The 23,760-nt window shown below is 68.5% G+C and carries 23 protein-coding genes; 12 read left to right on the forward strand and 11 right to left on the reverse strand.

The features are described from left to right. Positions 1 to 37: 37 nt before the first annotated feature. Entirely contained in the window at positions 38 to 703 is a 666-nt protein-coding gene (locus CFB45_RS22790; protein ID WP_089427494.1) for a cation diffusion facilitator family transporter, read from the forward strand. A 199-nt stretch (positions 704 to 902) separates the two neighbouring features. Here the strand turns inward: CFB45_RS22790 and CFB45_RS22795 are convergent, their stop codons facing one another. Then, positions 903 to 2,093, reverse strand: coding sequence for a helix-turn-helix transcriptional regulator (locus tag CFB45_RS22795; protein WP_089427495.1), 1,191 nt, complete (start codon positions 2,091 to 2,093; stop codon positions 903 to 905). A 281-nt stretch (positions 2,094 to 2,374) separates the two neighbouring features. On the opposite strand from CFB45_RS22795, the gene CFB45_RS22800 reads away from it, so the two are divergent. The 4 genes from CFB45_RS22800 (at position 2,375) to CFB45_RS22815 (ending at position 6,352) form a co-directional block, all read left to right on the forward strand. Beyond that, positions 2,375 to 3,313, forward strand: coding sequence for an alpha/beta hydrolase (locus CFB45_RS22800; RefSeq protein ID WP_089427496.1), 939 nt, complete (start codon positions 2,375 to 2,377; stop codon positions 3,311 to 3,313). Next, a complete protein-coding gene (gene ribBA, locus CFB45_RS22805; RefSeq protein ID WP_089427497.1) occupies positions 3,310 to 4,434 on the forward strand; it encodes a bifunctional 3,4-dihydroxy-2-butanone-4-phosphate synthase/GTP cyclohydrolase II in 1,125 nt (374 codons plus the stop codon). Before CFB45_RS22800 ends, ribBA begins: the two co-directional genes overlap by 4 nt. Before the next feature lie 152 nt (positions 4,435 to 4,586). Further along, positions 4,587 to 5,015, forward strand: coding sequence for a helix-turn-helix domain-containing protein (locus tag CFB45_RS22810; protein WP_089427498.1), 429 nt, complete (start codon positions 4,587 to 4,589; stop codon positions 5,013 to 5,015). Positions 5,016 to 5,017: 2 nt separating this feature from the next. After that, entirely contained in the window at positions 5,018 to 6,352 is a 1,335-nt protein-coding gene (locus CFB45_RS22815; RefSeq protein WP_089427499.1) for a type II toxin-antitoxin system HipA family toxin, read from the forward strand. Positions 6,353 to 6,378: 26 nt separating this feature from the next. On the opposite strand, the gene CFB45_RS22820 is transcribed toward CFB45_RS22815, so the two are convergent. Then, positions 6,379 to 7,608 (reverse strand): DUF2252 family protein, encoded by a 1,230-nt coding sequence (locus tag CFB45_RS22820; protein WP_089429098.1) that lies wholly within the window; start codon positions 7,606 to 7,608, stop codon positions 6,379 to 6,381. A gap of 218 nt (positions 7,609 to 7,826) precedes the next feature. Between CFB45_RS22820 and CFB45_RS22825 the strand changes: the two genes are divergently transcribed. Beyond that, complete coding sequence (locus tag CFB45_RS22825; protein WP_089427500.1) at positions 7,827 to 9,062, forward strand: NADH:flavin oxidoreductase; 1,236 nt, start codon at positions 7,827 to 7,829, stop codon at positions 9,060 to 9,062. Positions 9,063 to 9,122: 60 nt separating this feature from the next. On the opposite strand, the gene CFB45_RS22830 is transcribed toward CFB45_RS22825, so the two are convergent. Further along, positions 9,123 to 10,250 carry a 4-hydroxyphenylpyruvate dioxygenase family protein gene (locus CFB45_RS22830; RefSeq protein WP_089427501.1) on the reverse strand — a complete coding sequence of 376 codons (1,128 nt, stop codon included), beginning with the start codon at positions 10,248 to 10,250 and terminating at the stop codon, positions 9,123 to 9,125. 356 nt (positions 10,251 to 10,606) lie between these two features. On the opposite strand from CFB45_RS22830, the gene shiA reads away from it, so the two are divergent. Together shiA and CFB45_RS22845 are read left to right on the forward strand one after the other, a co-directional pair. Continuing rightward, entirely contained in the window at positions 10,607 to 11,914 is a 1,308-nt protein-coding gene (gene shiA, locus CFB45_RS22840; protein WP_089427502.1) for a shikimate transporter, read from the forward strand. Positions 11,915 to 12,131: 217 nt separating this feature from the next. Next, the gene (locus CFB45_RS22845) at positions 12,132 to 13,433 is read left to right on the forward strand and encodes a UDP-N-acetylglucosamine 1-carboxyvinyltransferase (RefSeq protein ID WP_089427503.1); all 1,302 of its coding nucleotides are present in this window, start codon (positions 12,132 to 12,134) and stop codon (positions 13,431 to 13,433) included. Positions 13,434 to 13,520: 87 nt separating this feature from the next. Here the strand turns inward: CFB45_RS22845 and CFB45_RS39540 are convergent, their stop codons facing one another. Both CFB45_RS39540 and CFB45_RS39545 read right to left on the reverse strand, forming a co-directional pair. After that, positions 13,521 to 13,847 (reverse strand): hypothetical protein, encoded by a 327-nt coding sequence (locus CFB45_RS39540; protein ID WP_256978310.1) that lies wholly within the window; start codon positions 13,845 to 13,847, stop codon positions 13,521 to 13,523. 135 nt (positions 13,848 to 13,982) lie between these two features. Then, on the reverse strand, positions 13,983 to 14,132 hold the full coding sequence (locus CFB45_RS39545) for a hypothetical protein (protein ID WP_256978313.1): 150 nt from the start codon (positions 14,130 to 14,132) through the stop codon (positions 13,983 to 13,985). Between the two features lie 296 nt (positions 14,133 to 14,428). Between CFB45_RS39545 and CFB45_RS22855 the strand changes: the two genes are divergently transcribed. Then, positions 14,429 to 15,199, forward strand: coding sequence for an IclR family transcriptional regulator domain-containing protein (locus CFB45_RS22855; RefSeq protein WP_089427504.1), 771 nt, complete (start codon positions 14,429 to 14,431; stop codon positions 15,197 to 15,199). Between the two features lie 60 nt (positions 15,200 to 15,259). Here the strand turns inward: CFB45_RS22855 and CFB45_RS22860 are convergent, their stop codons facing one another. The 5 genes from CFB45_RS22860 to CFB45_RS22880 all read right to left on the reverse strand — a co-directional run bounded on the left by CFB45_RS22860 (position 15,260) and on the right by CFB45_RS22880 (position 21,363). Beyond that, positions 15,260 to 17,560 carry an ATP-dependent DNA helicase gene (locus CFB45_RS22860; RefSeq protein ID WP_089427505.1) on the reverse strand — a complete coding sequence of 767 codons (2,301 nt, stop codon included), beginning with the start codon at positions 17,558 to 17,560 and terminating at the stop codon, positions 15,260 to 15,262. After that, the gene (locus CFB45_RS22865) at positions 17,557 to 19,251 is read right to left on the reverse strand and encodes a VRR-NUC domain-containing protein (RefSeq protein WP_089427506.1); all 1,695 of its coding nucleotides are present in this window, start codon (positions 19,249 to 19,251) and stop codon (positions 17,557 to 17,559) included. Before CFB45_RS22865 ends, CFB45_RS22860 begins: the two co-directional genes overlap by 4 nt. 96 nt (positions 19,252 to 19,347) lie before the next feature. After that, positions 19,348 to 20,226 (reverse strand): MipA/OmpV family protein, encoded by an 879-nt coding sequence (locus CFB45_RS22870; RefSeq protein WP_089427507.1) that lies wholly within the window; start codon positions 20,224 to 20,226, stop codon positions 19,348 to 19,350. A gap of 205 nt (positions 20,227 to 20,431) precedes the next feature. Next, positions 20,432 to 20,743, reverse strand: a complete 312-nt coding sequence (locus tag CFB45_RS22875) for a hypothetical protein (RefSeq protein ID WP_041492268.1) — start codon at positions 20,741 to 20,743, stop codon at positions 20,432 to 20,434. Between the two features lie 320 nt (positions 20,744 to 21,063). Next, a complete protein-coding gene (locus tag CFB45_RS22880) occupies positions 21,064 to 21,363 on the reverse strand; it encodes a hypothetical protein (RefSeq protein ID WP_089427508.1) in 300 nt (99 codons plus the stop codon). Between the two features lie 135 nt (positions 21,364 to 21,498). Between CFB45_RS22880 and CFB45_RS22885 the strand changes: the two genes are divergently transcribed. From CFB45_RS22885 to CFB45_RS22895, 3 genes are all read left to right on the forward strand, one after another. After that, entirely contained in the window at positions 21,499 to 21,747 is a 249-nt protein-coding gene (locus CFB45_RS22885; RefSeq protein WP_089427509.1) for a hypothetical protein, read from the forward strand. 378 nt (positions 21,748 to 22,125) lie between these two features. Beyond that, positions 22,126 to 22,557: a CBS domain-containing protein gene (locus tag CFB45_RS22890; RefSeq protein WP_089429099.1), complete on the forward strand. Its 432-nt coding sequence runs from the start codon at positions 22,126 to 22,128 to the stop codon at positions 22,555 to 22,557. 37 nt (positions 22,558 to 22,594) lie between these two features. After that, the gene (locus CFB45_RS22895; RefSeq protein WP_089427510.1) at positions 22,595 to 23,110 is read left to right on the forward strand and encodes a PRC-barrel domain-containing protein; all 516 of its coding nucleotides are present in this window, start codon (positions 22,595 to 22,597) and stop codon (positions 23,108 to 23,110) included. Between the two features lie 12 nt (positions 23,111 to 23,122). Here CFB45_RS22895 and CFB45_RS22900 read toward each other — a convergent pair whose 3' ends face one another. Continuing rightward, a complete protein-coding gene (locus CFB45_RS22900) occupies positions 23,123 to 23,734 on the reverse strand; it encodes a DUF4142 domain-containing protein (protein WP_089429100.1) in 612 nt (203 codons plus the stop codon). Positions 23,735 to 23,760 lie beyond the last annotated feature (26 nt).

Consider the following 23,760-nt stretch of genomic DNA (forward strand, 5'->3'; position numbering starts at 1 on the left):
TCGGGGCTGACCCACGCTTTCGACAGACGAATCCGCCATGCAGCGCACGTCGCGCGCCACGCCCCATGTTTATGCGGCCACGTCCCGCGCCCTCGCCGTCAGCCTCGCGATCAACCTGCTGCTGCTCGCCGTCGAGACGGCCGCGGCGTGGTCCGCGCATTCGTCGGGGCTGCTCGCCGACGTCGTCCACGCGGCGATCGATCTCGCCGCCGATGCGCTGATTCTCGTCGCGTGCCGGCTCGACGCACGCCTGCCGCCGGAGCGGCGCCCGACCTACGAACCGCTCGCGCTCGCGGGCCTCGGCGCGTTGCTCGTCATAACCGGCGCGCAGATGATCTGGCATGCAACGAACCGGTTCGCGACGCCGCCCGTCGTGCAGCCGGGCGCGGCAACGCTCGCACTCGTCGCCGTCACGCTCGCCGGCAAGGCCGCGCTGTCGCACTGGATGCTGCGCAAGGCGCGCGAAACCGGCTCCGCGCTGCTCGAGGCGAGCGGCTGGCATGTGCGGACCGATGCGCTGTCGTCGCTGCTGGCGGCGCTCGCGATGAGCGCGGCACTGGTTGGCTTCGGTCGTCTCGACGATCTGGCCGCGCTGGCGATCGGCGCACTCGTGATCCGCACGGGTGTCGGTTTCATCCGACGTGGTTGCGCGCAGTGGCCGGCGCTCACGGCATGGGCGGATCGGTCGACGCGCGGCTCGTGAACGCAGCGGGCATCGCCCCGCATCGCGAGCGGCACAGTAGCCGCTATCTGCGGCGATGAATGAAGAAGAGGCTCGCGCGGTGCGAGCCTCTTTTGCATGAGGTCGCCGCCATCATCGTGCTATACGCGACGCGTTGACCGAAGTCGATGTATCGCCCGACGAATGCGGCCGGTTCCGATGGATCGACCTTGATGGTCGCTTACCCGAGCGGCACGACGCTCCCGAGCAGAATCCGCACGAGCGTCGCCTGGCGCGTGACACCCGTTTTCGAGAAGATCGCGCGCAGGTGCGTACGCGCCGTGTTCTTGCTGATCCCCGATTCCTCCGCGGCTTCCTCGAGCGTCAGCCCGTTCGTCAGCAGCAGCGCGAGCGACGTCTCGGCGGGCGTCAGGTCGAACAGCTTGCGGATGATCTCCTGCGCGCCCTGCGGCTTGCGGTCGGGATCACGCAGGAACAGCGTGACGGCCGGCCGCCGCTTGTTGTCCTCCGACCAGTCGGACAGCAGCACCGTGCGCACCAGCAGCCCGAGGCGCGGCTTGTCGAAGCTGCGCGTGATCGGCATCGCCTCGACGGTCGCCGCGGCCGTGCCGTGGTGCCCCATCACCGCATGGCGGATCAGCCGTTTCAGCGTGCGGTTCTCCTGCGCATCGGTCGCCTCGATCGTGCCGCGCGCAATCGTCAGACCGTTGTTCTGCTTGAGGATCTCGTCGGCCACGCTGTTCAGGTCGATGATCGTGCCGTTCTCGTCGAGCGTGATCGTGCCGATCTGCATCCGGTTGATCGCATTCGCATAAATCGAACGTTCGACCTCGGCCGTGTCGAGCCGCGAATGCAATTCCACCGCGCGTTTCAGGTGCGGCAGCAGCAGCGCGCAGATCGCCTTGTCGCGCGCGGAAAACTGCGTCGACGCATGGTTGCGGCACACGCGGAAGCGGCACTCGACGCCCGATGCCGTGCGCAGGTCGGCGCCGAGGATATAACGCACGTCCTGCGGCTTCAGGAACTGCTTGTACAGCTCGCTCGACAGCCAGCCCGTGTCGCCGAACACGTCGTCGACCGTAACCACCCGATCGGCCGGCAGGCCGACGAACGGGTCGAGCGAATAGTAGTAGTTGTTGTACGACGCCTCGCCGTCGCCCGGCACCACCGGGCCGAATTCCGACGCGTGCACGGACAGCGGCGCGCGGCGGTCGCTGGCGGCCGCGCGCAGGATCAGCGTCACGTAGTTCGCCTGCAGCCAGCGGCGGACCAGTTCGAGCGCGCCGGCCCACGGCGGCGTCTCCAGCGGCCCCTGGTAGATGCGCGCCATCAGTTCGCTGAAATCCGCGACGCCGATGTCGGCCTCGTCACTGGTTGCCTGGCTCTCTTGCGGAGCCCATCTCGTCTCCATCAGCACGCTCCATCCTCCATACGACATGTTTCCGGCGCGACCCAACCGCGCCGCCATGATTAAGACGCGTCTAAATTCCGGCGTCATCGGGAGATTCACTGAATGGTGAGAATTGGCCATCCGTGCGAACGAACCATCGTCCGATCGGATGATGTGGCGCCCTGCCCGCTGCGCTGGAATGCCCGTCAGGCCGTGCCGGCAAGCGTCCGGCGCGGACTCAGGGAAAACCGCGACACGGGTTTACCTGATTCAAAACGCACTCGATTCAGACAGGAGTCCCCATGCCGCTCGACCCACAGGCGCAGGCGCTGCTCGCCGCGTTCGCCCAGGCACCCGCGATCGATTTCGCGCAGCTGACCGTTCCCGCATATCGCGCGAGCCTTGCCGCCGGCGGCGCGTTCGCCCCGGGCGATGCCGTCGCCGCCGAAGAGGACTGGCGGATTCCGCTGTCGGGCCGTCAGTTGTCCGCACGGCTGTATCGGCCCGCCGCTGATGGGCCGTTGCCGCTGACCGTGTTCTTCCACGGCGGCGGCTTCGTGTCGTGCGGGATCGATACGCATGCGAACCTGTGCCGCAGCCTCGCCACCCGGGCGCGCACGCTCGTGCTGTCGGTCGACTACCGGCTTGCGCCCGAGGCATGCTTCCCGGCGGCCGCGCACGACGCATGCGACGCGGTGCGCTGGGCCGCCGCCAGTGCGCGCGATCTCGGCGCGCGCGCCGGGGCGATCGCCGTGGTCGGCGACAGCGCCGGCGGCAATCTCGCGGCGGTCGCCGCGCTGCAGTTGCGCGGCTCGGGCATCGCGATCGCGCACCAGTTGCTGCTGTATCCGGTCGTCGATTGCGCGACCGAGCATCCGTCGTACGAAACACTCGGCAACGGCTATTTCCTGACGGCGGACGCGATGCGCTGGTTCAAGCGCCACTATTTCGACGACGGCGCCGATCGCGCGTCGCCGCTCGCGAGCCCGCTCGCCGCGCCGGACGTCGCAGGCGTGGCGCCGGCGACGATCATCAGCGCCGAATTCGATCCGCTGCGCGACGAGGCCGAAGCCTATGCGCTGCGTCTCGCGCAGGCCGGCACCCCGGTGACGCTCGTGCGCTGGCCGGGCCAGCTTCATGGTTTCGCGAGCATGCTCGGCGCGATCGATGCAGCCGACCGCGTGCTGACCTTCGGCGCCGATGCGCTGCGCCGCGCGTTCGATTTGATGGAGGCACGATGACGCTCGCCGGCACGCTGGAGATCGTCGACGAACTGCGGGCGGGCCGCATGGTCCTGCTCGTCGACGAAGAGGATCGCGAGAACGAAGGCGATCTCGTGATCGCGGCCGATCACGTGACGCCGGACGCGATCAATTTCATGGCGCGCTTCGGGCGCGGGCTGATCTGCCTCACGCTGACCGCCGAGCGCTGCGAGCAGCTGAAGCTGCCGCCGATGGCCGATCACAACGGCACGCCGTTCGGCACCGCGTTTACCGTCAGCATCGAGGCGGCCGAAGGCGTGACGACCGGCATTTCGGCGGCCGATCGCGCACACACGATCCGGGCGGCGGTGCGGGCCGGCGCCCGCCCGGACGATCTCGTGCAGCCCGGCCACGTGTTCCCGATCGCCGCGCGCCCCGGCGGCGTGCTCGTGCGTGCGGGGCACACCGAGGCCGGCTGCGATCTCGCCGCGCTCGCGGGGCTCACGCCCGCGTCGGTGATCTGCGAGGTGATGAACGACGACGGCACGATGGCGCGGCTGCCCGAGCTGAAGGCGTTTGCCGCGCAGCATGGGCTGAAGATCGGCACGATCGCCGACCTGATCCATTACCGGCGCGAACACGAGTCGCTCGTCGAACGCGTCGGCGAGCGGCCGCTGCATACGCCGTGGGGACGATTCCGCGCGATCGAGTATCGCGACACCGTGCACGGCGCGCCGCATCTCGCGCTCGTGCGCGGCGAGCCCGATCCGTCGACGCCGGTGCTGACGCGCGTGCACGAATGCCATTCGCTGCTCGACCTGCTCGATGCGGAGCCGTCCGCGCATTCGTGGCCGCTGCACGCCGCGCTGCAACGAATCGACGCGGCCGGCTGCGGGGTCGCGGTGCTGCTCGACTGCGACATGCGTGGCGACGCGATGCGAATGCCGACCAGCCATGCGCGCCGCGACGGACGCGTGACGGGGATCGGCTCGCAGATCCTGCGCGAGCTCGGCGTGCGGCGGCTGAACGTGCTGTCGAGCCCGTTCCGGCTGCCGGCGCTGTCGGGTCACGACCTCGAGATCATGGCGTTCATTCCGCTCGGCGACGACGATCCGGAAAGCGCGCGGAGCGTGCAGGCGAATCCGCTGCGGGCGGCGTGAGGCGTTGACGCGGGATGGCGGGTCGGCTTTACGCCTGACAGGCTATCGCTTGTTTTTGGTGGATACAGTCTTTGGTTTGTATTTTGATAATACATGCTATAGGCTGTATTTTTCGATTACAAACGATCGCTTGTCATCCTGCGGAGCGCCCGATGTCCTTTCCTGTCCAGACCCTGACCCAACTGCGGCCGATACTCGTCGGCTTCCGGAAAGCCGCGGGCCTCACGCAGGCGCAATTGGCCGCCCGTCTGGGCGTCACGCAACAATCCTACGCGCAGCTCGAGGCCAACCCGTCGGCGGTCAGCATCGAGCGGCTCTTCAAAGTGCTGAACGCGCTCGGCGTTCACATGACACTCGCACTGGGCAAGCAGGACGTGTCGGCGGCATCGGCGGATCCCGTGCCTGTGCCCGATGCCACGCCGGCGGTTCGGAAACCGGCTTCGAGCAAACGCAAGCAGGAAACGTCCCGCGGCACCACGCCCGCCAAAAATCCAGCCAAACCCGCAACCGGCGCCAAGCGCAAGCGGCCCACTGACGCAGCACCCGGCAAGCCCAGGGTTGCGAAGCGGGAGGACTGGTGACGATGGCCACGCGTGTCCGCCACGACCGGCTCGACCTGTGGATGAATGGCATTCCGGTCGGCTACTGGGAAGTCCGGCGCGGTGTCGAGCGCCTCGTCTACCTGCCTGAATGGCTCGACGATCCACAGGGGCGGCCGCTGTCGCTGTCGTTGCCCTTCACGCCCGGCAACCAGCCGCACCAGGGCGCGATCGTCGCCGATTACTTCGACAACCTGCTGCCGGACAGCGAGCCGATCCGCCGTCGCATCGCGCAGCGTTACGGGCTCCGCTCGACGGCGCCGTTCGAACTGCTCGCGTCGATCGGCCGCGATTGCGTCGGCGCGATTCAGATGCTGCCGGCCGGTGAGGCGCCTGTCGATCTCGAGGCGATCGACGGCATGACGCTTGACGACGCGGCCGTCGCCGACGTGCTGCGCCGCGCGACCGCCACGCCGCTGCCCGGCCGCGCGGAGCTGGAAGGCGACCTGAGCCTGTCGATTGCCGGCGCGCAGGAAAAGACCGCGTTGCTGCGTCACGGAAACCGCTGGCTGCGGCCATTGGGCAGCACGCCGACGACGCACATCTTCAAGCTGCCGCTCGGACGTGTCGGGAACATGCAGGCCGACATGCGGACGTCCGTCGAAAACGAATGGCTGTGCTCGACGCTCGTCGCCGCGTACGGCCTGCCGGTCGCACCGTGCGAGATCGGCCGGTTCGATGACCAGAAAGCGCTGATCGTCGAGCGCTTCGACCGGCGTCCATCGCGCGACCGCACATGGATCCTGCGATTGCCGCAGGAGGACATGTGCCAGGCGACCGGCACGCCCGCAGGCGCGAAATACGAATCCGACGGCGGCCCCGGCATCGAGACGATCATGGGCATCCTCGCGCATTCGGCCGACGCTGCGCGCGACCGGATGAATTTCTTCGTCACGCAGCTCGTGTTCTGGGTGCTGGCGGCGATCGACGGCCACGCGAAGAACTTCAGCATCGCGCATTTGCCCGGCAACACCTACCGCAGCACGCCGCTGTACGACGTGCTGTCCGCGCATCCGATCATCGGCACGCGCCGCAACCAGCTTCCGCCGCGCCGCGCGCGGCTCGCGATGGCCGTGTGCGGGAATAACCGGCACTACGTGATCGGCGAGATCCAGCCGCGCCACTGGATCGCGCAGGGCCGGCGTGTCGGCCTGACCGAAGATGACGTGCACGCCGCGATGGCAGCCGTCGTCGCGCGCACGGAACCCGCGATCGTCGAGGCTGCAGCGCAGATCCCGGCGGAGTTTCCGGCGGACGTGGCGGATGCAATCTTCGACGGCATGCGTCGGCAGAGCCTCAAGCTGGGCGCGGCCGGGTAGCCTCGGCCGTCGCCCGCGGCGACACGCTACTCGCCGGCGGCGAAGCGCCGGCAATGCTCCAGATACCCCGCTTCATGGCTGCTCACGAGCTGGACGATGCTGTTCCACAGCCACATCGGTGCGTCGATCGTCTTCGCGCGGTTGCGGCCGAGTTCGGTGCGCCATGCCGTGCGTGTCGGCTTGTCCATCTGGCGCGCGTGGGCGGCGCCGACCGCCGCACCGAGATAGCGCGCGACGTCACGCGCATCGTCCTCGGCGAGCAGATCGATGTCGAGCTTCAGGTCCTGTGGCAGCAGTTCGCGGATCACGACCGCGCGATCGAGCAGGCGCGCGGCCCGCATCCGCTCGCCGAGGGCCGGCGACAGATGCCGTGCGCCTTCCACGACGCGCTCGGCGTTGTCGCGCGGCATCGTGGCCGTTTCGTCGCGCGGTGCAGCGGCCGTCACGCCCTCCTTGATGTCCATCAGACACAGGTCGTCGCCGTCGCGCACGTCGCCGTCGATGTCGAGCAGCACCGCGTAGCGCAGTCGTCCAAGCGAACTGCAGCCTTTCACCCAGTACGCCGCGTCGAGCACGTCGACCTTGCCTCCGTCCTTGCGGCCCTTGAGGCTCGTTGCGAGTGTCGCGATCGCATCGTCGCTGAACAGCTTGCCGATCGCGCGGGATTCCTTCGCACTCAGCGGCCAGAAGCGACGGCCAAGCGGAATCGTCGGCGCGAGCCCTTCGATCCGTTCGATCGCGAGTTGCCGCCACGAGCGGCGCATGGCCTGCTTCATCACGAGGTGCACGGGTTCGGGGCGTTGGGGCAGCTTCGCGTGGCGGCTGCCGAATGCCGACGCATAACCCGCCGTCATCGCCTCCATCATGTGCACGATCGTCAGGCCCGCCAGTGCGGACCCGCGCGCGGCCGTCGCCAGCGACAGCCCGAGGCGGATCAGGTCGTGAACGGGATTGCCGACGACCGTCTGGTCGAGATCCCGGATCTGCACCTCGACCTTTCCTTCACTGTTCGCGACCGGGCCGAGATTGCCGGTATGGCAGTCGCCACAGATCCAGATCGACGGCCCGTGCGGCAGTGCGCTGCCGTTGGTTTCGACGAGCCATTCGTAGAAACGCGCCGTATTGCCGCGCACGTACGCGTGAGGTGAGCGCGCCATCTTCCGGCGGCGCTGTTCGGTCAGGATCGCCTGGCGCCCGGCGGGTTTCGGCATGCGCTTCTGCTTGTGTTTCTGCTTCGGCTGTGACTGGTTGCTCATTCGGTTCTCCGGATGTTCCTGTCGTGTGCGGCATGCGGCTTCGTCACGATGCCATTGATCGATGCCTTTCTGCAAACCGGCAGCGTCGCCAATGTCCGTCCCCCCGGCCTGCCGTCTCATGCTTCATTCGGCCGGATCGGGGCCATCCACCTGGACGATGTGCGCCGGCGCGGGTTGCGCACAATGACCGTCGAACCCATTCCCGACGTCTCCCCGACATGGAACCCACCGAATTGTCCCTCGCGTTCAACCCGCTGCAGATCGGCCCGCTGACGCTGCGCAACCGCCTGATCAAGTCCGCGACCAACGAGGGCATGACGCCGAACGGTGTGCCGTCGCGCGCGCTCGTCCGTTTTCACGAACGCATCGCCGAAGGCGGCGCCGCGCTGACGACCGTCGCGTACTGCGCGATCAGCGACGACGGCCGCACATTCGTCGACCAGGCGCGGCTCGACGCGCCGACGGTCCGCCAGTTCCGCGCGTTGACCGACGCCGTCCATCGCCACGGTGCCGCCGCATCCGCGCAGATCACGCATGGCGGCTGCTTCACGTTCCTGCCGTCGCTGTCGACCAAGCGGCCATTGAGCGCGTCGGGCGGCTTCAACAAGGTCGGCGTGATGAGCGGCCGCTTCCTGAAGCAGGCGATGACGCACGACCAGATGTCGACCATCGCCGACGAATTCGCGCAGGCCGCACGCCATGCGCGCGACGCCGGCTTCGATGCAGTCGAGATCCACATGGGGCACGGCTATCTGCTCAGCCAGTTCCTGTCGCCGCTGTACAACCGCCGCCGCGACGCGTATGGCGGCGACGCGGCGCGGCGTGCCGCGTTCCCGGTCGAGGTGCTGCGCCGCGTGCTCGATGCGGTGGGCCGCGACCTCGCCGTCGTCTGCAAGATCGGCGTGACCGAAGGCGTGCGCGGCGGCGGAACCGCCGACGACGCTTGCGAAGTCGCGCGGCGGCTCGAAGCCGAAGGCGCGCACCTGCTCGTGCTCAGCGGCGGGATGAACGTCGAATCGGTGTGGCAGCTGTTCGGCAGCCCGTTGCCCGGCGAGGCGCGCGCGAATGCCGACAACGCGATCGTGCGCGCGGCAATGGCGTTGCAGAAGCTCACCGAGCCGAAGATGGGCGCGTTTCGGGAGATGTATTTCCTCGAACACTCGAGGAAGGTGCGCGCGGCCGTCAGGATGCCGCTCGCTTACCTCGGCGGCGTACGTTCGCGCGAGAACGTCGAGCGGGCGATGCGCGAAGGGTTCGACGCGGTGGCGCTCGCACGCGCGCTCGTGTTCGAGCCGGATTTCGTCAACGGGCTGCGCGACGGCCGGCTCGCGCAGTCGGGCTGCACGTCGTGCAACCGTTGTGTCGTGTCGATGTACACGCCGGGCGGCACCGCGTGCGTGCTGCGCGAGCCGAACGACCCCGCGCCGAACCGCGTGCCGGCCGCCGGCATCTGAGGTTTGACGTGTAACGCGTGATGCCCGACACCCGATGCCTGATGCGGGCGCCGCGGCCGCTCAGCCGGCGTCGCGCGCGCGGGCGAGTGCGGCGAGATTCCCTTCCCCGAACCCGTGGTGCCCCTTGCGCTGCACGATTTCGAAGAAGATCTCGCCGGGCCGGCGCTTGACGAAGGTCTGGAAGAACAGGCGCGGCACGCCGTCGCTGCCGATCTCGCCGTCGACCAGCACCGCGCGGCGGCGCAGCGCGTCGAGGTCGACGCCGTGCCCCGGCAGCCGTGCGTCGACCTCGTCGTAATAGCGGGCCGGCGGCTCGACGAATTCGACGCCGTTCGCCCGCAGCGCATCGACGCAGGACAGGATGTCGTCGGTGGCCAGCGCGACGTGCTGCACGCCTTCACCGGGGTGGTCGGGCAGGTACGCATGCATCAGCTCGGTGCGCCGCGTGCCTTCCTCATAGACCGGAATCCGCACCGCGCCGCACGGCGACACCATCACGCGCGATTCCTCGGACACATGCCAGTGCGCATCGATTTCGTGGATCTCGCGAAAATGCAGCAGGTCGTGGTAGAAATCCAGCCACTCCTGCATGCGCCCCGCGCCGACGGTCTGCGTGAAATGATCGACCTGCTGCAGCCCAACACCCACGCAGTCGAGATCGGTATGTGCGGTTGCGATGTCGATCGGCCGGAAATCGATGTCGAAGATCGAAATATCGCCGACGCCGCCGCGCTGGCCGTCACGCCCGCGCCAGCGGTCGACGAAATAGAGGTGCGAATCGCCGATGCCCTGGATCGCCGGAATCTTCAGCTCGCCGACGCCGACCTTCTCGCCCTCGAACGCCCACGCGCCGAGCTCGATCGCCCGCTCGAACGCGCGCCGGGCGCTGGCCACGCGCAGCCCGATCGCGCAGACGCCCATCCCGTATTCCTCCGCGTAGCGCGCGGCGAACGAATCGGGCTCGGCGTTGATCAGGAAGTGCATCTGCCCTTGCCGGTACAGCGTGACGTTCTTGCTGACGTGCCGCGCGATCGCCTTGAAGCCGAGCTGCTCGAAGCGCTGCGCAAGCGCTTCCGGCACGGGCGCCGCGAATTCGACGAACTCGAGGCCGGCCATCCCGAGCGGATTGGCAACCGGATCGGCAACGGGCGGCGTATCGCTGGACAGGGGGTGGGAAGTGCCGGGCATTCCAGTCTCCGGGGGCATGCGTCGATGGGGATGGCGCTCGTTGCGTGCGGGATGCGCGGCCAGGGTGGCGACCGCGCGTCCGCCCCGAACGGGCGAGTTTTCAATGCTGCCAATTTTAACCAGTTCGTTCACGGCGGCACACCCTGGCCAAACGGGATATCGTCACGCGGCCTAGTGCAAACCCGGAAAGCGTTCGATAATCGCACGGATTTGAACGATAATCGCGCACTCTGTCCGATTGGCCAATTGCCGCCATGCGGCGCGCGCCCTATTCTCCGTTCACTCATCGACTTCAATGCAGCATCGGACGCGGCGCCGCCACGATTCCACGATGCGCCGTGCCAGGAGACATCGCCATGACCCCAACCTTCGACACCCTCGACGCCGCAGCCGGCGCCCGCGCGCGCAGCCAGGCCCGCAAGGCCGCGATCGGCAGCTTCGTCGGCGCCGTCGTCGACTGGTACGACTTCCTGCTGTACGGGATCGTCGCCGCGCTGGTATTCAATTCCGAGTTCTTCCCGAAAGTCAGCCCGACGATGGGCACGCTCGCGGCGTTCGCGACCTTCGGCGTCGGCTTCCTGTTCCGGCCGCTCGGCGGCGTCGTGTTCGGCCACTACGGCGACCGGCTCGGCCGCAAGCGGATGCTGGTGCTGACCGTGATGCTGATGGGGCTGTCGACGGTCGCGATCGGCCTGCTGCCGGCGTTCTCGACGATCGGCTGGTGGGCGCCCGTGCTGCTGGTGCTGATGCGCGCGATCCAGGGTTTCGCGGTCGGCGGCGAATGGGGCGGCGCGGCGCTGATGGCCGTCGAAAGCGCGCCGAAGCAGAAGAAGGCGTTCTACAGCAGCGGCGTGCAGGTCGGCTACGGCGTCGGCCTCGTGCTGGCCACGGGCATCGTGTCGATCCTGAGCCACACGCTCGGCGAGGCCGCATTCAAGTCGTGGGGCTGGCGCCTGCCGTTCGTGTTCAGCATCGTGCTCGTGCTGATCGGGCTGTGGGTGCGCAAGAACATGGACGAATCGCAGGAGTTCGTCGAGAAGGTCGAACACGGCAACCGCAAGCTGCGCCTGCCGGTGCTGGAAGCGCTCACGCGCCATCCGAAGGCATTCCTGCTGATCATCGCGCTGCGCCTCGCTGAACTGTTCACGATGTATATCGTCACCGCGTTCGCGCTCAGCTATTCGACGACGAACCTCGGCATGTCGCGCGACCTGTTCCTGAACATCGGCTTGCTGGTGGGCGCGGTGAGCTGTGTGACGATTCCGTGCTTCGCGTGGCTGGCCGACCGCTACGGCCTGCGCCGCATCTACCTGATCGGCGCGCTGATCGGCCTGGCGTCCGCGGTGCCGTTCTTCGTCGCGCTGGAAGCGCGCTCGATCGCGTGGATCGTGATCTTCTCGATCCTGCTCGCGAATGCCGCGCACGACATGGTCGTGAGCGTCCAGCAGCCGCTGTTCACCGAGCTGTTCGGCGCCGAATACCGCTATAGCGGCGCGGGCGTCGGCTACCAGTTCGCGAGCGTGGTCGGCGGCGGGTTCACGCCGTTCATCGCGGTCGGCCTCGTCAGCATGGCCGGCGGCTCGTGGCACCTCGTCGCTGGTTATCTCGCGGTGGGCTGCCTGATCTCGCTGGTGGTCGCCGCGCGGATGCGGGCGGCGCAGTAACAACCTGACCGGATGGCCGGCCCGATGCGCGGCCGGCCATCCCGCGTGGCTCGACGATGACCTGCAACGGCGCCACGGCCTCGCGTTCGAGCGCACGACGTCAAACACTGTCAGTTACACGCGTCGATTCGCCCTTTTCCCCGCTGAACATGCCACGCCGCCCGCCGACCAATGGCATCATATGGGCCTACGTCAGTCACCGATACGCCCCCATATCATGTCGAATCTCATCGTCCACGGCGGCACTCCGCTGCGCGGGGACATCAAGCCGTCCGCGAACAAGAACGCCGTCCTGCCGATTCTGTGCGCCACCCTGTTGACCGATCAGCCGCTGCGCCTCGTCGGCGTGCCGGACATCACCGACGTGCGCAAGATCCTCGACATCTTCCGCACGCTCGGCAGCGACGTGTCGGTCGACTTCACGACGGGCCTGCTCGAACTCCACCATCGCAACACGAAATTCGATCCGGCCGTCCACCGGCTGCCGGAAGCGATGCGCTCGTCGATCATGCTGATCCCGCCGCTGCTCGCGCGCTTCGGCGTCGCGCGCCTCGAGAACGACGTGAAGGGCTGCACGCTCGGCGTGCGCGAGATCGATCCGCACGTCGAGGTGTTCGAGCGCTTCGGCGCGCACATCGAGCGCACGCCCGATTCGCTGATCGTCCGCACCGACGGCCCGCTGACGGCCAACGACCACTGGCTCGACTACGCGTCGGTCACGACCACCGAGAACTTCGCGCTGTGCGCGACGGCCGCGAACGGCACGTCGACGCTGATGAACGCCGCGTCCGAGCCGCACGTGCAGGAGTTCTGCCAGTTCCTCGCGATGATCGGCGTCGCGATCGAGGGCATCGGCACGTCGCGGCTGTGCGTGACGGGCGGCCGCAAGCTCGGCGGCGGCGAATTCCGCTTCGCCGAGGATTTCCACGAGATCGCGACGTTCCTCGCGCTCGGCGCGATCACCGGCGGCGACATCACGGTGCGCAACTCGTCGCCCGAACATTTCCCGCTGATCGACCGCACGTTCGCGAAGTTCGGCGTCAACGTCACGCACCGCGACGGCTGGTCGCGCGCGGAGCGCGACGGCCCGCTGCGCGTGCGCCGGCCGTTCACGCAGAACATCCTCACCAAGGTCGAAGCCGCGCCGTGGCCGTACCTGCCGGTCGACCTGCTGCCGATCTTCATCGCGCTCGGCGTGCGTGCGGAAGGCAGCGCGATGTTCTGGAACAAGGTGTACGACGGCGCGCTCGGCTGGTCCGGCGAACTGTCGAAGTTCGGCGCGCACGTGCTGCTGTCCGATCCGCACCGGCTGATCACGTTCGGCGGGCTGCAACTGACGCCGGCGCGCGTCGAGAGCCCGTACATCATCCGTGTCGCGATCGCGCTGCTGATGGTGGCCGCGAGCATCGAAGGCCGTTCGGAAATCATGAACGCGCTGCCGATTCGCCGTGCTCACCCGCACTTCGTCGAAAACCTGCGCTCGGTCGGCGCGAACGTCGAGTGGACGAGCAGCGAGTAAAGCCCTGACGGTACGGCGCAAGCGCTGCGAACAGCCGTACCATCCTCCCCACCCGGCCGGCACCCGCGCCGGCCGCGCCTTCCCGCGTTACTCGCCTCCTCCGCAATCGACATCGCCGCCGCCCATGTGGTCGAACCCGTAAAGCATCACGGCCGTCGTGCCGCGCGCGGGGTTGCTCGGGCGTTTCGCCAGGCTTTCATCGAGTGGAGACGACGGGTACTGGACGCTCGTGTCCATCAGGTTGCCCGGCTCCGAGCGCAACTCCGCTTCGGTCAGCTTGCTTCCTTCCGCGCGCGGCAGCCCGAACGCCTTGCGCACGTCCGCTTCGTTCCACGTCCCCTTCAGCGTGACGGTGACCATCTGCAGCCTGCCTTGCTCCCAGTCGAGATCGACCTTCGTCGCGAGCGGATGCACGCTGGCCGCGAGCCGGTCGGGGAACGCCGGGCCCTCGTAGTAGGCCTTCGTGTTCTTGCACGCGTCGCCGGTGTTCCGGTACTGCTTCAGCGCGCAATTGAAGCGCTTGTCACGGTAGCCGAAGGACGTTTCGACTTAGCAGCCGAATTTCGGTGACGTCATGCGCGGCCACGCGCGGATGTCGGCGGTCGGCTTCGGGAGGAGTGTTCCGGACGAAGGATTCGCCGCGGCAAGCAGCGGCACGGCCGCGACGAGCACGGCCAATACGGATTCGCGAATTGTCATTGTTCTGTTCCAGTCGAGGCGCCGATTCTAGCGCGGCTTCGCCAGCGTAATCGTGCCTGCGATGCTGCGGAACAGCGGCAAAGCCTGCGGCATGTCTTCCACACAGGTTGCGCAAGTCAGGCTGGCCCAATAGTTCGGCGTGGTGCCGATTGTCGTCGACGGTCATGTTCCGGGCCTGGAGCACGCATCCACCGTCGAATGAAACGAGCCCTGATCAAGCGTCGTGGAGATCAGAACTGCGCGATAATCGCCCATTCACGCGCGATGACCGCGCATTCCGACGCCTGATCACGACGATGAAAAAGCCCGAACTCGACCGACGCGACTGGATTGCCGGCCTCGAAAAAGGCCTGGCGATCCTCGAGGCATTCGACAGCCAGCATGCGCGCATGACGCCCACCCAGGCCGCCGCGCGCACCGGCCTCACGCGCACGGCCGCGCGGCGCTACCTGCTGACGCTCGAATCACTCGGCTACGTGTACACCGACGGCAAGCTGTACGGTCTCACGCCGCGCGTGCTGCGGGTCGGCTGGTCGTACTTCGATTCGGCCCGCCTGCCGCGCACGGTCCAGCCCTATCTGCAGCAATTGAGCGCGTCGCTGAACGAGTCGGCGTACGTGAGCGTGCTCGACGACTGGGAACTCGTGTTCATCGCGCGCAACGGCGTGTCGCGCGTGATGACGACCGGCTTCGTGCTCGGCGCGCGCGTGCCGGCGCCGCTGACGTCGCCCGGCGTCGTGCTGCTCGCCCATCATCCGGATCGCGAAGCCGTGCGCGCGTGGCTCGACGACACCGAACTGCCGCCGTTCACGCCGCACACGATCACCAACAAGGCGCGCCTGCTCGAACAGGTCGACCAGGCACGCGACGCCGGTTTCGCGGCGATCGAACAGCAATTGCAGGTCGGCGTGCGCGGAATCGCGGTGCCGCTGAAGAACCGTCATGGTGAAGTGGTCGCCGCGCTGAGCACGAACATGCCGATCGGCGCGGAGACGACCGACGCGGCCGTGCGGCGCGTCCTGCCGCATCTGCAGGAAGCCGCGCTCGCGATGCTCAACGTGCTGTAGCGAGGCGCGGAGACGGGGAAGCCGTGCGCCGGAACGGGCCGCGCAGCGTCATCGTCACCGTCACCCGATCCGCCACCACCGCGGCAGCAGATCGCGCACTTCGCGCCGCCGGTAACGGTCGTCGATCAGGTGCACGACGCCTTCGTCGTGCTCGGTGCGGATCACGCGCCCTGCCGCCTGCACGACTTTCTGCAAGCCCGGGTACAGGTACATGTAGTCGTAGCCGTTGCCGAAGCGCGCGTCCATCGCACGCCGCATCTGCTCGTTGACGTCGTTGACCTGCGGCAACCCGAGCGTCGCGATGAACGCGCCGATCAGCCGCTCGCCGACCAGGTCCACGCCTTCCGAGAACGCGCCGCCCAGCACCGCGAAGCCGACGCCGCGCCCGCCTGCGTCGAAGCGGGCGAGAAAGGCGTCGCGCTCGCTTTCCGCCATGCCGGGCGCCTGCGCCCAGACGGGCACGTCCGGATGCCGCGTCTGCATCAGCGCGACCACGCGCCCCAGGTAGTCGAAGCTGCTCAGGAAGCCGAGGTAGTTGCCGGGCCGTGTCGCGTATTGCGCGGCGATCAGGTCGGCGATCGGTTCGAGCGAACGGTCGCGGTCGCGCCAGCGCGTCGACACGTGGCTCGCGACGCGCACCGTCAGTTGCTCGGCGCGGAACGGCCCGTCGACGTCGAGCCAGCCCGTGTCGCCGGGCAACCCGAGCGTGTCGCGATAGAAATGAAACGGGCTCAGCGTGCCCGAGAACAGCACGGTCGCGCACGCGGCTTCGTAGCGCGGCGCGAGAAAGCCGGCCGGAATCACGTTGCGCACGCACAGCGTCGACTGGACGCGGCGCCGGCGGCCGGCCGACGCCACGCCGTCCAGCGCCGGCTGGCGCGGCATCGGTTCGCCGTGCAGCGTCGCGTCGAAGATCGACGCGCTGTCGAACGCTTCGGCCAGCACGCCGAACTGGATCGCCTCGAAATGAAACCGCAGCAGTGCATCGCCGTTCGCGCGCGGCGCGTCGGCCAGGTGTTCACCGATTGCCGCAATGAGGTTCTGCACGGCCGACACGATCGGGCCCGGAATCTCCGGATACGCGGCATAGCGCTCGGCCTGCGCGCGACTGACCGAGCCCCAGGCGCGGGCGAGCCGGTCGAACGCCTTGCGCAGTGCCGCGGGCGCAACCTCGCGCGCCGCCGCGAACGCGAACGGGTCGAGCGATGCGCTGTACATCTTCCTCGCGCGATCGAGCAGGTTGTGCGCTTCGTCGACGAGCACGCCGACGCGCCACTGGTTCTGCTGCGCGAGCGTGTGCAGCATCGCGCTGCCGTCGTAGTAGTAGTTGTAGTCGCCGATCACCATGTCGGACCAGCGCGCGAGCTCCTGCGACAGGTAGTACGGGCAGACGTCGTGCGCGAGCGCGGCCGCGCGCACCGTGTCGCGGTCGAGCAGCCCGGCCTCGATGGCCGCATCGCGCGCGGCCGGCAGCCGGTCGTAGAAGCCTTTCGCGAGCGGACACGATTCGCCGTGGCATGCGCTGTCCGGATGCTCGCACGCCTTGTCGCGCGCGACGAGTTCCAGCACGCGCAGCGGCAGCACGGGCGTGCCGGCGCCGAGCGTCGTCGCCGCCTCGAGTGCGAGCGCGCGGCCGGGTGTCTTCGCGGTCAGGAAGTACACATGATCGAGCTCGCCCTCGCCGCAGGCCTTCAGCAGCGGAAACACGGTGCCGAGCGTCTTGCCGATGCCGGTCGGCGCCTGCGCCATCAGGCACCGCTCGTCGCGTGCCGCGCGATAGACGGCCACCGCCAGCTCGCGCTGGCCGCTGCGGAACTGGCCGTGCGGAAACGCCAGCGCGCGCAGCGCCGCATCGCGCGCCGCCCGATGGGCCGTCTCGCGCTCGGCCCAGCCGACGAAGCATGCGCACTGCTCGGCAAAGAACGTCGCAAGCTCGGCCGCGCCCAGCGTTTGCGTCAGCACCGTCTCGCGCTCGGACACGATGTCGAAATATACGAGCGCGACGTCGATTTCCGGGAGGCTGCGCGCGTCGCACATCAGGTGCGCGTAGACCTTTGCCTGCGCCCAGTGCAGCGCGCGGTGGTTGTCGGGCATCGCATCGAGGCTGCCGCGATAAGTCTTGATTTCCTCGAGACGGTTCGCCACCGGGTCGTAGCCGTCCGCGCGGCCGCGCACGGTGAGCGTGCCCCAGGTGCCGGTCAGCGCGATCTCGGTTTCGTAGCGGGCGCCGCGATTCGACGTGACCGCGCCGTGGCCGGCGATGCCTTCGAGCGCGGTCGGTGCGGGCGTGAAGCGCAGGTCGAGGTCGCCGCGTCGCGCGGTGAACTCGCACATCGCCCGCACCGCGACGACGTAGCTCATGCGGACAGCCCCGCCGCTTCGGCGTGCGCGACGCCCTCACCGGCCCACTCGACATCGATCACGCGCACCGGCATGCCGTGCGCGACGCAGTACGCGAGCCAGCGCGTCTGGTTGTCCTGCAGGCGGTCGCCGGGGCCTTTCACCTCGATCAGCTCGTAGCGGCGCTCGCCGGGCCAGAAGCGGACGAGATCGGGCAGCCCCGAGCGGTTGCTGCGGATATCCGCGAGCAGGCGCGTGAACCACAGCCTCAGGTGTTCGGGCGGCAGGCATGCGAGCGCCTCGTCGAGCAACGCGTCCGTCAGCACGCCCCAGAACACGAACGGCGATTGCAGCCCGGTCTTCGTCGCGAAATGCCGGCGGATCGTGTCGCGATACGCACCCGAATCGAGCTGCGCAAAGCACGCGGCGAACGCTTCCGCACGACGCGCGAGGAAATCGGGTGCGTGCAGATCGGCCGGGCCGCGCTGGAACGGGTGGAAGAACGCACCGGGCACCGCGGCGAACACGGGCTCCCAGCACAGCAGCCCGAACAGCGAATTGATCAGCGTATTTTCGACGTAATGGACCGGCGAAGCCGGCTGCGCAAGATGGTCGCGCACGGCGAACTCGACACTGACGAACGCATCGGGACGCGCGATCACGAGCGTCGCGCGCGGCACGTCTGCGGCGGCAGCGGCACGTTCGACACGCTGGCCGAGCCGGCGCTGCAGGCGCGGCAGCATGCGCTCGACACGCTGGCGCTCCTCGTCGCTCTCGAAGCTGCAGCGCGCATCGAGCGCCAGCGCGAGCGCCTCGCCGTCACGCCCGCAGCGTTCGAGCACGCGGATGCGCCGATGGCGGCTGCCGGGCCATGCGCTGCGTGCATACGCGTCGAGCGCGCCGTCCCAGTCGGCCCGGCGCTCACACGTCTGCCCGAGCGCGAACATCAGCTTCGCGCGACGCGTCGCGAGCCACGGCTGGGCGCAGCCGACCGCGTCGATGGCGCGCATCAGGTCGTCGAACGGCAGATCGTCGGGCCACGCGTCGAGCGCGTCGCGACACGTCTGCAGCGCGAGATACGCATCGACGTCGCCGCGCTGCTGGAACGCACGCGACGACGGCGCGATCGGCACGCTTTCGTACTGGAACACGCCGAGATCGGCGAGCACGAACTCGCTCCAGTCCTGATGGAGATTGCCGAAGAACATCAGGCGCAGCCGGTCGCACAGCGCGCCGACCGTCACGCGCAGCACGCGGTCGCCGGCCTGCACGCACCACGCGTCGAGCGGTTGCGCGACGTCGTGCGCGGGCCGCAGCCGTTCGAGCCATTCGGGCTTGCGCTCGCCGGCATGCGCGGCGAGTGCCGGGAAGATGCGCAGCAGATCGGCCTTGGTCGACAGCGCGAACAGTTCGTCGAGCGTCAGCGCAGGCGCCGGATCGACCCAGCCGAGTGCGACGAGCGGCGCGACCGCGTCGAGCGTGCAGCCGATTTCGTCGTAGACGAGCTTGCTGGCGCGGAAGTCGGACCCGTTGCGCATCAGCATCCGCACGAGCAGCGCGCGCGACGCCTGCGGCAGCGTCGCGAACTGCCGGACGAACGCGTGCTCGTGTGCGTCGAACAGGTCGTCGTAACGCGCGCCGAGCCAGGCCAGCGCGCGTTCGAAATTGGTCAGGTAGTAAAACGCCGGGGGCGTCGGCGATGCAGGCGTCACGGGGATCGATCACTGTACATTTGTACAGGTCGGAATCATATCAAATGTGACGGCAACTGCCGCACGCCCCGTCGGCGATCGGCTCCCCGGCCCCACTCAGAACTGGTAATTCACCGACATGTCGAACACGCCGTTGGTCTTCTGCTGCGTGATCGGGCTGTGCGCGGCGCGGCCGACGAGCTGCTCGAGCGCGCCGTCGATCGTGACGAACCAGTGCTTGTTCACGAACCAGGCCATCGTCACGCCCGCACCGACCGACTTGAGCCCGGCCCCCGATGAATAGGCCGGCAGCCCCGAGCGCGCGGCGGCGCCCTGGCTCACGCCGAACCAGCTGTTCATGTAGCGCGAATCGGCGAACGACACGGTCGGCCCCGCGAACCAGAAGAAATGCTCGTTGCTGCCGGGCATCGGCATGTACGCGGAGAAATCGCCGACCCAACCATTCGAGCCGCCGATGCTGCGCCGGATATCCGCGCGCAGTACGAGCGGAAACTCCTTCGAGATCACGTAATCGGCCGCCAGTTTCATCACCGGTGCCGCGTTGATGTTGTCGAGGCCGTTCAGGTGCTGGAGGTCGTCGGCCGAGCGGCGCCCGAGGTCGTAACCGACGGACAGGCTCACGCGCCAGTTCGGCCCGCGCAGCACGTTCGCGCCGAGCCCTTCGCCGGTCGACAGGAAGAACAGGTCGCGATAGCGGATATCGATCGTCGGGCCGCCCATCACGCGATAGCGGTCAGAGCCCGCATAGCGTGGCTGCAGCGTCATCGCGGCGCCCATGCTGATATCCCAGGTGGAGATGTTCGGCTCGTACAGCTTCTGGAGCGGCACGCCCGCCGAGTATTGCCACTCGCCGAGCGGTGAAGGCGTCTGGGCCGACGCGTCGCGGGCGCCGGCAGCGGCGAGCGCCGCGCAGGCCGACACCCCGGAAACGAACCGGCGTACGCCGGGTGACAACAAAGGGCGAGCAACAGTCATCAAGGTCCCCGTCGGTGGCGCGAAACGAACCTGAATTAAAGAAGCGCATTGCGCCTCTTCGGCTGCAGCGGCTGGCAGCCTGCGGCGCGAACGTAGCGTGCGCTGAATTAACGGACATCCTACGCGACCCACGCGCGGACGCAAAGCGCCCGCTGCGTGCGGGCACTTTGCCGTACGCGGGACAGTCCGGTGAAGCGGAGTGGAATCAGAATCGCTCGACGTGATAGTCGCCGGCCAGCGCGGCCGGGCTGCGCGTCGACATCATCCGCGAGAAGCCGTCGGCGAGCCGACCGAGCGCGAGCTGCTTCTGGCTCGCATCCCAGTGCGTGTAGGTGTCGTACGCGGCATCGTCGAACGACACGGTGACGGCGACCGGGCGGCCGCTGGCGCGAAAGCCGATCTGCAGCACGCCGCCCGGCAATTCCTCGATGTGATAGCGCAACGAGCGCGATTCGAAGTAGCGGCCCAGCACCTGAGCGATCGCGCGCTTGTCTGGCGATTGCACGTGAATGTCCATGAGGATCCTCCTTTTTTGAGTGTTCGCGCGGACGGTTGTGATGCACCGCCTCCCGGCATCCGGATCGGTGGCGGGTGCGACGGCGGGTCGCCCTGCGGCAGCCCGTCTGGCACGGGCGGATCGACGGGATCGTCGTGCCCGGGCGGCGGCGGGTCCGGGTCGACATCGGGCGTCGTCGGCTCGGGGCGGTGCATGGATGGCGTCTTCATGTCTCTCCTGCGCGACGGCGCGCGCATCTCGATGGCGCCGGCATCGCGCGCAAGCGGCGTGCCCGCTCCCGCGCGCCCGGTTGCCCGCTCCGGTCGGACGCTGTCGTGCGCTCAGTCGTCGTAGGCCGCCATCACCAGCCACATCGTGCGGCCTTCTGCGGTCAGCCGGGCCGCGAGCGCGAACCGGTCGGACGGCGTGCATTCCGCGACGAGCGCCCGCTGCGCGCGCTCGGGGCCGTCGTAGACGGTGTCGTTCAGTTCGCGTACCTCGTCCTTGCCGTCGAACATGCGCCGCTCGGGCCGATAGACCCGCGACTCGCGCTTCCACGTGTCGAAACGCTCGCGCAGGTGGGCGAAATCGCCGCCGCATACGTTCGCGTCGTAACGTATTCTTTCCCTGGATGCATTCATCACGATGTCCTCTCAACCACGCCGACGGCGCGCGTGACTGCGCAGCGTGCGGTTTCGCCAACGCGCAACCGTCGTGCCGACGGCCCGCGCAGGCATGGCGCTTGCGCCTCTATCCATGACCAAGGAGGTTCGACCATGACCGTTCACGCCCCCGGCCGCCACGACGCCGTGTCACCGGCTGCCGGACTGCTCTGGCTCGCCACGTCGCGTCCGCCGTCCAAAGACAAGACGGAGGAACGCATCGACGAGGGCCTCGAGGAGACGTTTCCGGCCAGCGACCCGCCCGCCGTGGGCGGCGCGACCCGTATCGATCCTGCCAAGCCATCCGGCAAGCACGAACGCCGCTCGCCGGACGTCCCTTCACCGCCCCGCGATCACGGCTGACGGCGGCAACCGGCCCGCGCTGCGCGGCGGCGCAGCCGCGTGCCGGAGCAATCTGGAGTTGATCTGATGAAACGCCTTGAACGTAGATGGCATGAAATCAGCGGCGCCGCCGGCGTTGCCGCGCTGGCGGCGATCGAAAGCGCGGTGGTGCTCGCGATCGTCGCGATGACGGGCATCGGCCACTGAGGTCCTGCCCCGCCCGCTCGCGGCTGTCGCCGTGGAAGATGTACAAGCGGGCTGGCAAATTTCTCCGTCGCCTGGCCGGCGCGGCCCGTTCACGCTAGTGGCGGGCTTGCGCTGGCCCCAGGCCCGGCGTGTGCGGCCCGTGCGCGGCACGCCATCTGCTCCCCGATAGTCTTGCTCACGAAGGAGACGTTCATGTATCGCGTCACCGAGATCATGTCGCGCGACGTGGTGTGCGTCGCGCCGACCGACACGATTCGCCACGCGGCCGAACTGATGCAGCGCTTCGATATCGGCGTGCTGCCCGTTTGCGACGGCGCCGAACTCGTCGCGATCGTGACCGACCGCGACCTCGCGGTGCGCGGACTGTCGCACGGCCATTCGTCCGATACGCCCGTGCAGGCGGTCGCGTCCCAACCCGTGCAGTGGTGCGTCGAGGACGACGGTGTCGGCGACGTCCAGCAGCGGATGGCCGACGTGCAGTTGCATCGAATGCCGGTGCTCGACCGCAACCGGCGGCTGGTCGGCATCGTGTCGCTCGGCGACATCGCGACGCGCGCCGGCGGCCCCGAGCGCGACGAGCTGGCCAATACGCTCGAGGACGTGTCACTGCCGCGCCGGCGCTGACCGGCGCCCGGGTGCCGCTTCGACCAGGAGGTGTTCGATGACAACGGACAGACCGTCGCGTGACGACACGCGCATCGTCGGCGGCAACCGCCGCACGGCCGGCGGCGGGCCGGGGCCCGACGTGATGGCCGCCCGCACGCTCGAAGGCGATCGCGTGCTGACGATGGACGGCGACGACATCGGCCAGGTCGCCGACATCATGCTCGACGTGCGCTCCGGCCGGATCGCGTATGCGGTCGTGTCGGCGGGCAACCCGCCCGGGAGCGGCGACAAGCTGCTCGCGGTGCCGTGGAACGTGCTCGTGCTCGACGTCGAGCGCCGCTGCTTCGTGTTGCCCGTCGCCACCGAACGCGTGCGCGAAGCCCCCGGCTTCGACCGGAAGCGCTGGCCCGCCATGGCCGATCCAGAATGGGCCGAGGCGCTGCATGCGTACTATGGCAGTTCGCCGTACTGGCTGATCGAGGAAGGTGAAACGGCGCTGGATGCTCCGCCGCATGAGGCGTCGCCGGGCGGCCCCGACGCCCCTGAAAGCCCTGACGGCGGCAAGCGGTAGCGCAATCGGCGCTCAGTGTGCGGCCGCCACCGTCTGCGCGAGTTGCCGGGCGGCGGCCAGGTGCGCCTTCAGCGTCGGCAACGCGTGGGCCGCGAACGCGCGAAGCTGCGGATCGCGGCCGTTCCGCGCCTCTGTTTCGTAGAGCCTGATCGCTTCTTCATGCGCGCGCGGGCCCGCCAGCGCGACATAGGCCGTATCGAACGCATGCCCTTCCTTGGTTCGCAACGCGGTCACGGCCGGATCGACGAGCATCCGCGACTGAACCGGTACGCCCTTGGTCGCGCCAAGCTCCCGCAATTCGCCGGCGAGCCGTCCATGATCGTCGACCATCCGGCGGGCGAACGCCTTCACGTTGGGGTTCGACGAGCGGTCGAGCGCGAGCTGGCCGGCCTGCCGCGCCACCTTGCCGATCATGCCGGCCTTGTCGATGAATTCGACATCGATACCGGTCGGCCGCTGGGTCATGCCGGCCTCGTCGGGCGTCGTGCCGGGGCGGATGACGCCTGGCGCGACCTGGGCCGACGAAGCGGGTAACGCCTGCGCATGGGCGAGTACGGCGATGGAGGCGCCGACGGTCGCGGCCAGCACGATCACCGCTGGCCGATGAAGTCGATTCGTTTTCATCCGGACCTCCGTGTGGCGCGACAGGG

This window comes from Burkholderia sp. HI2500 (genome assembly GCF_002223055.1).
GTDB lineage: Bacteria > Pseudomonadota > Gammaproteobacteria > Burkholderiales > Burkholderiaceae > Burkholderia.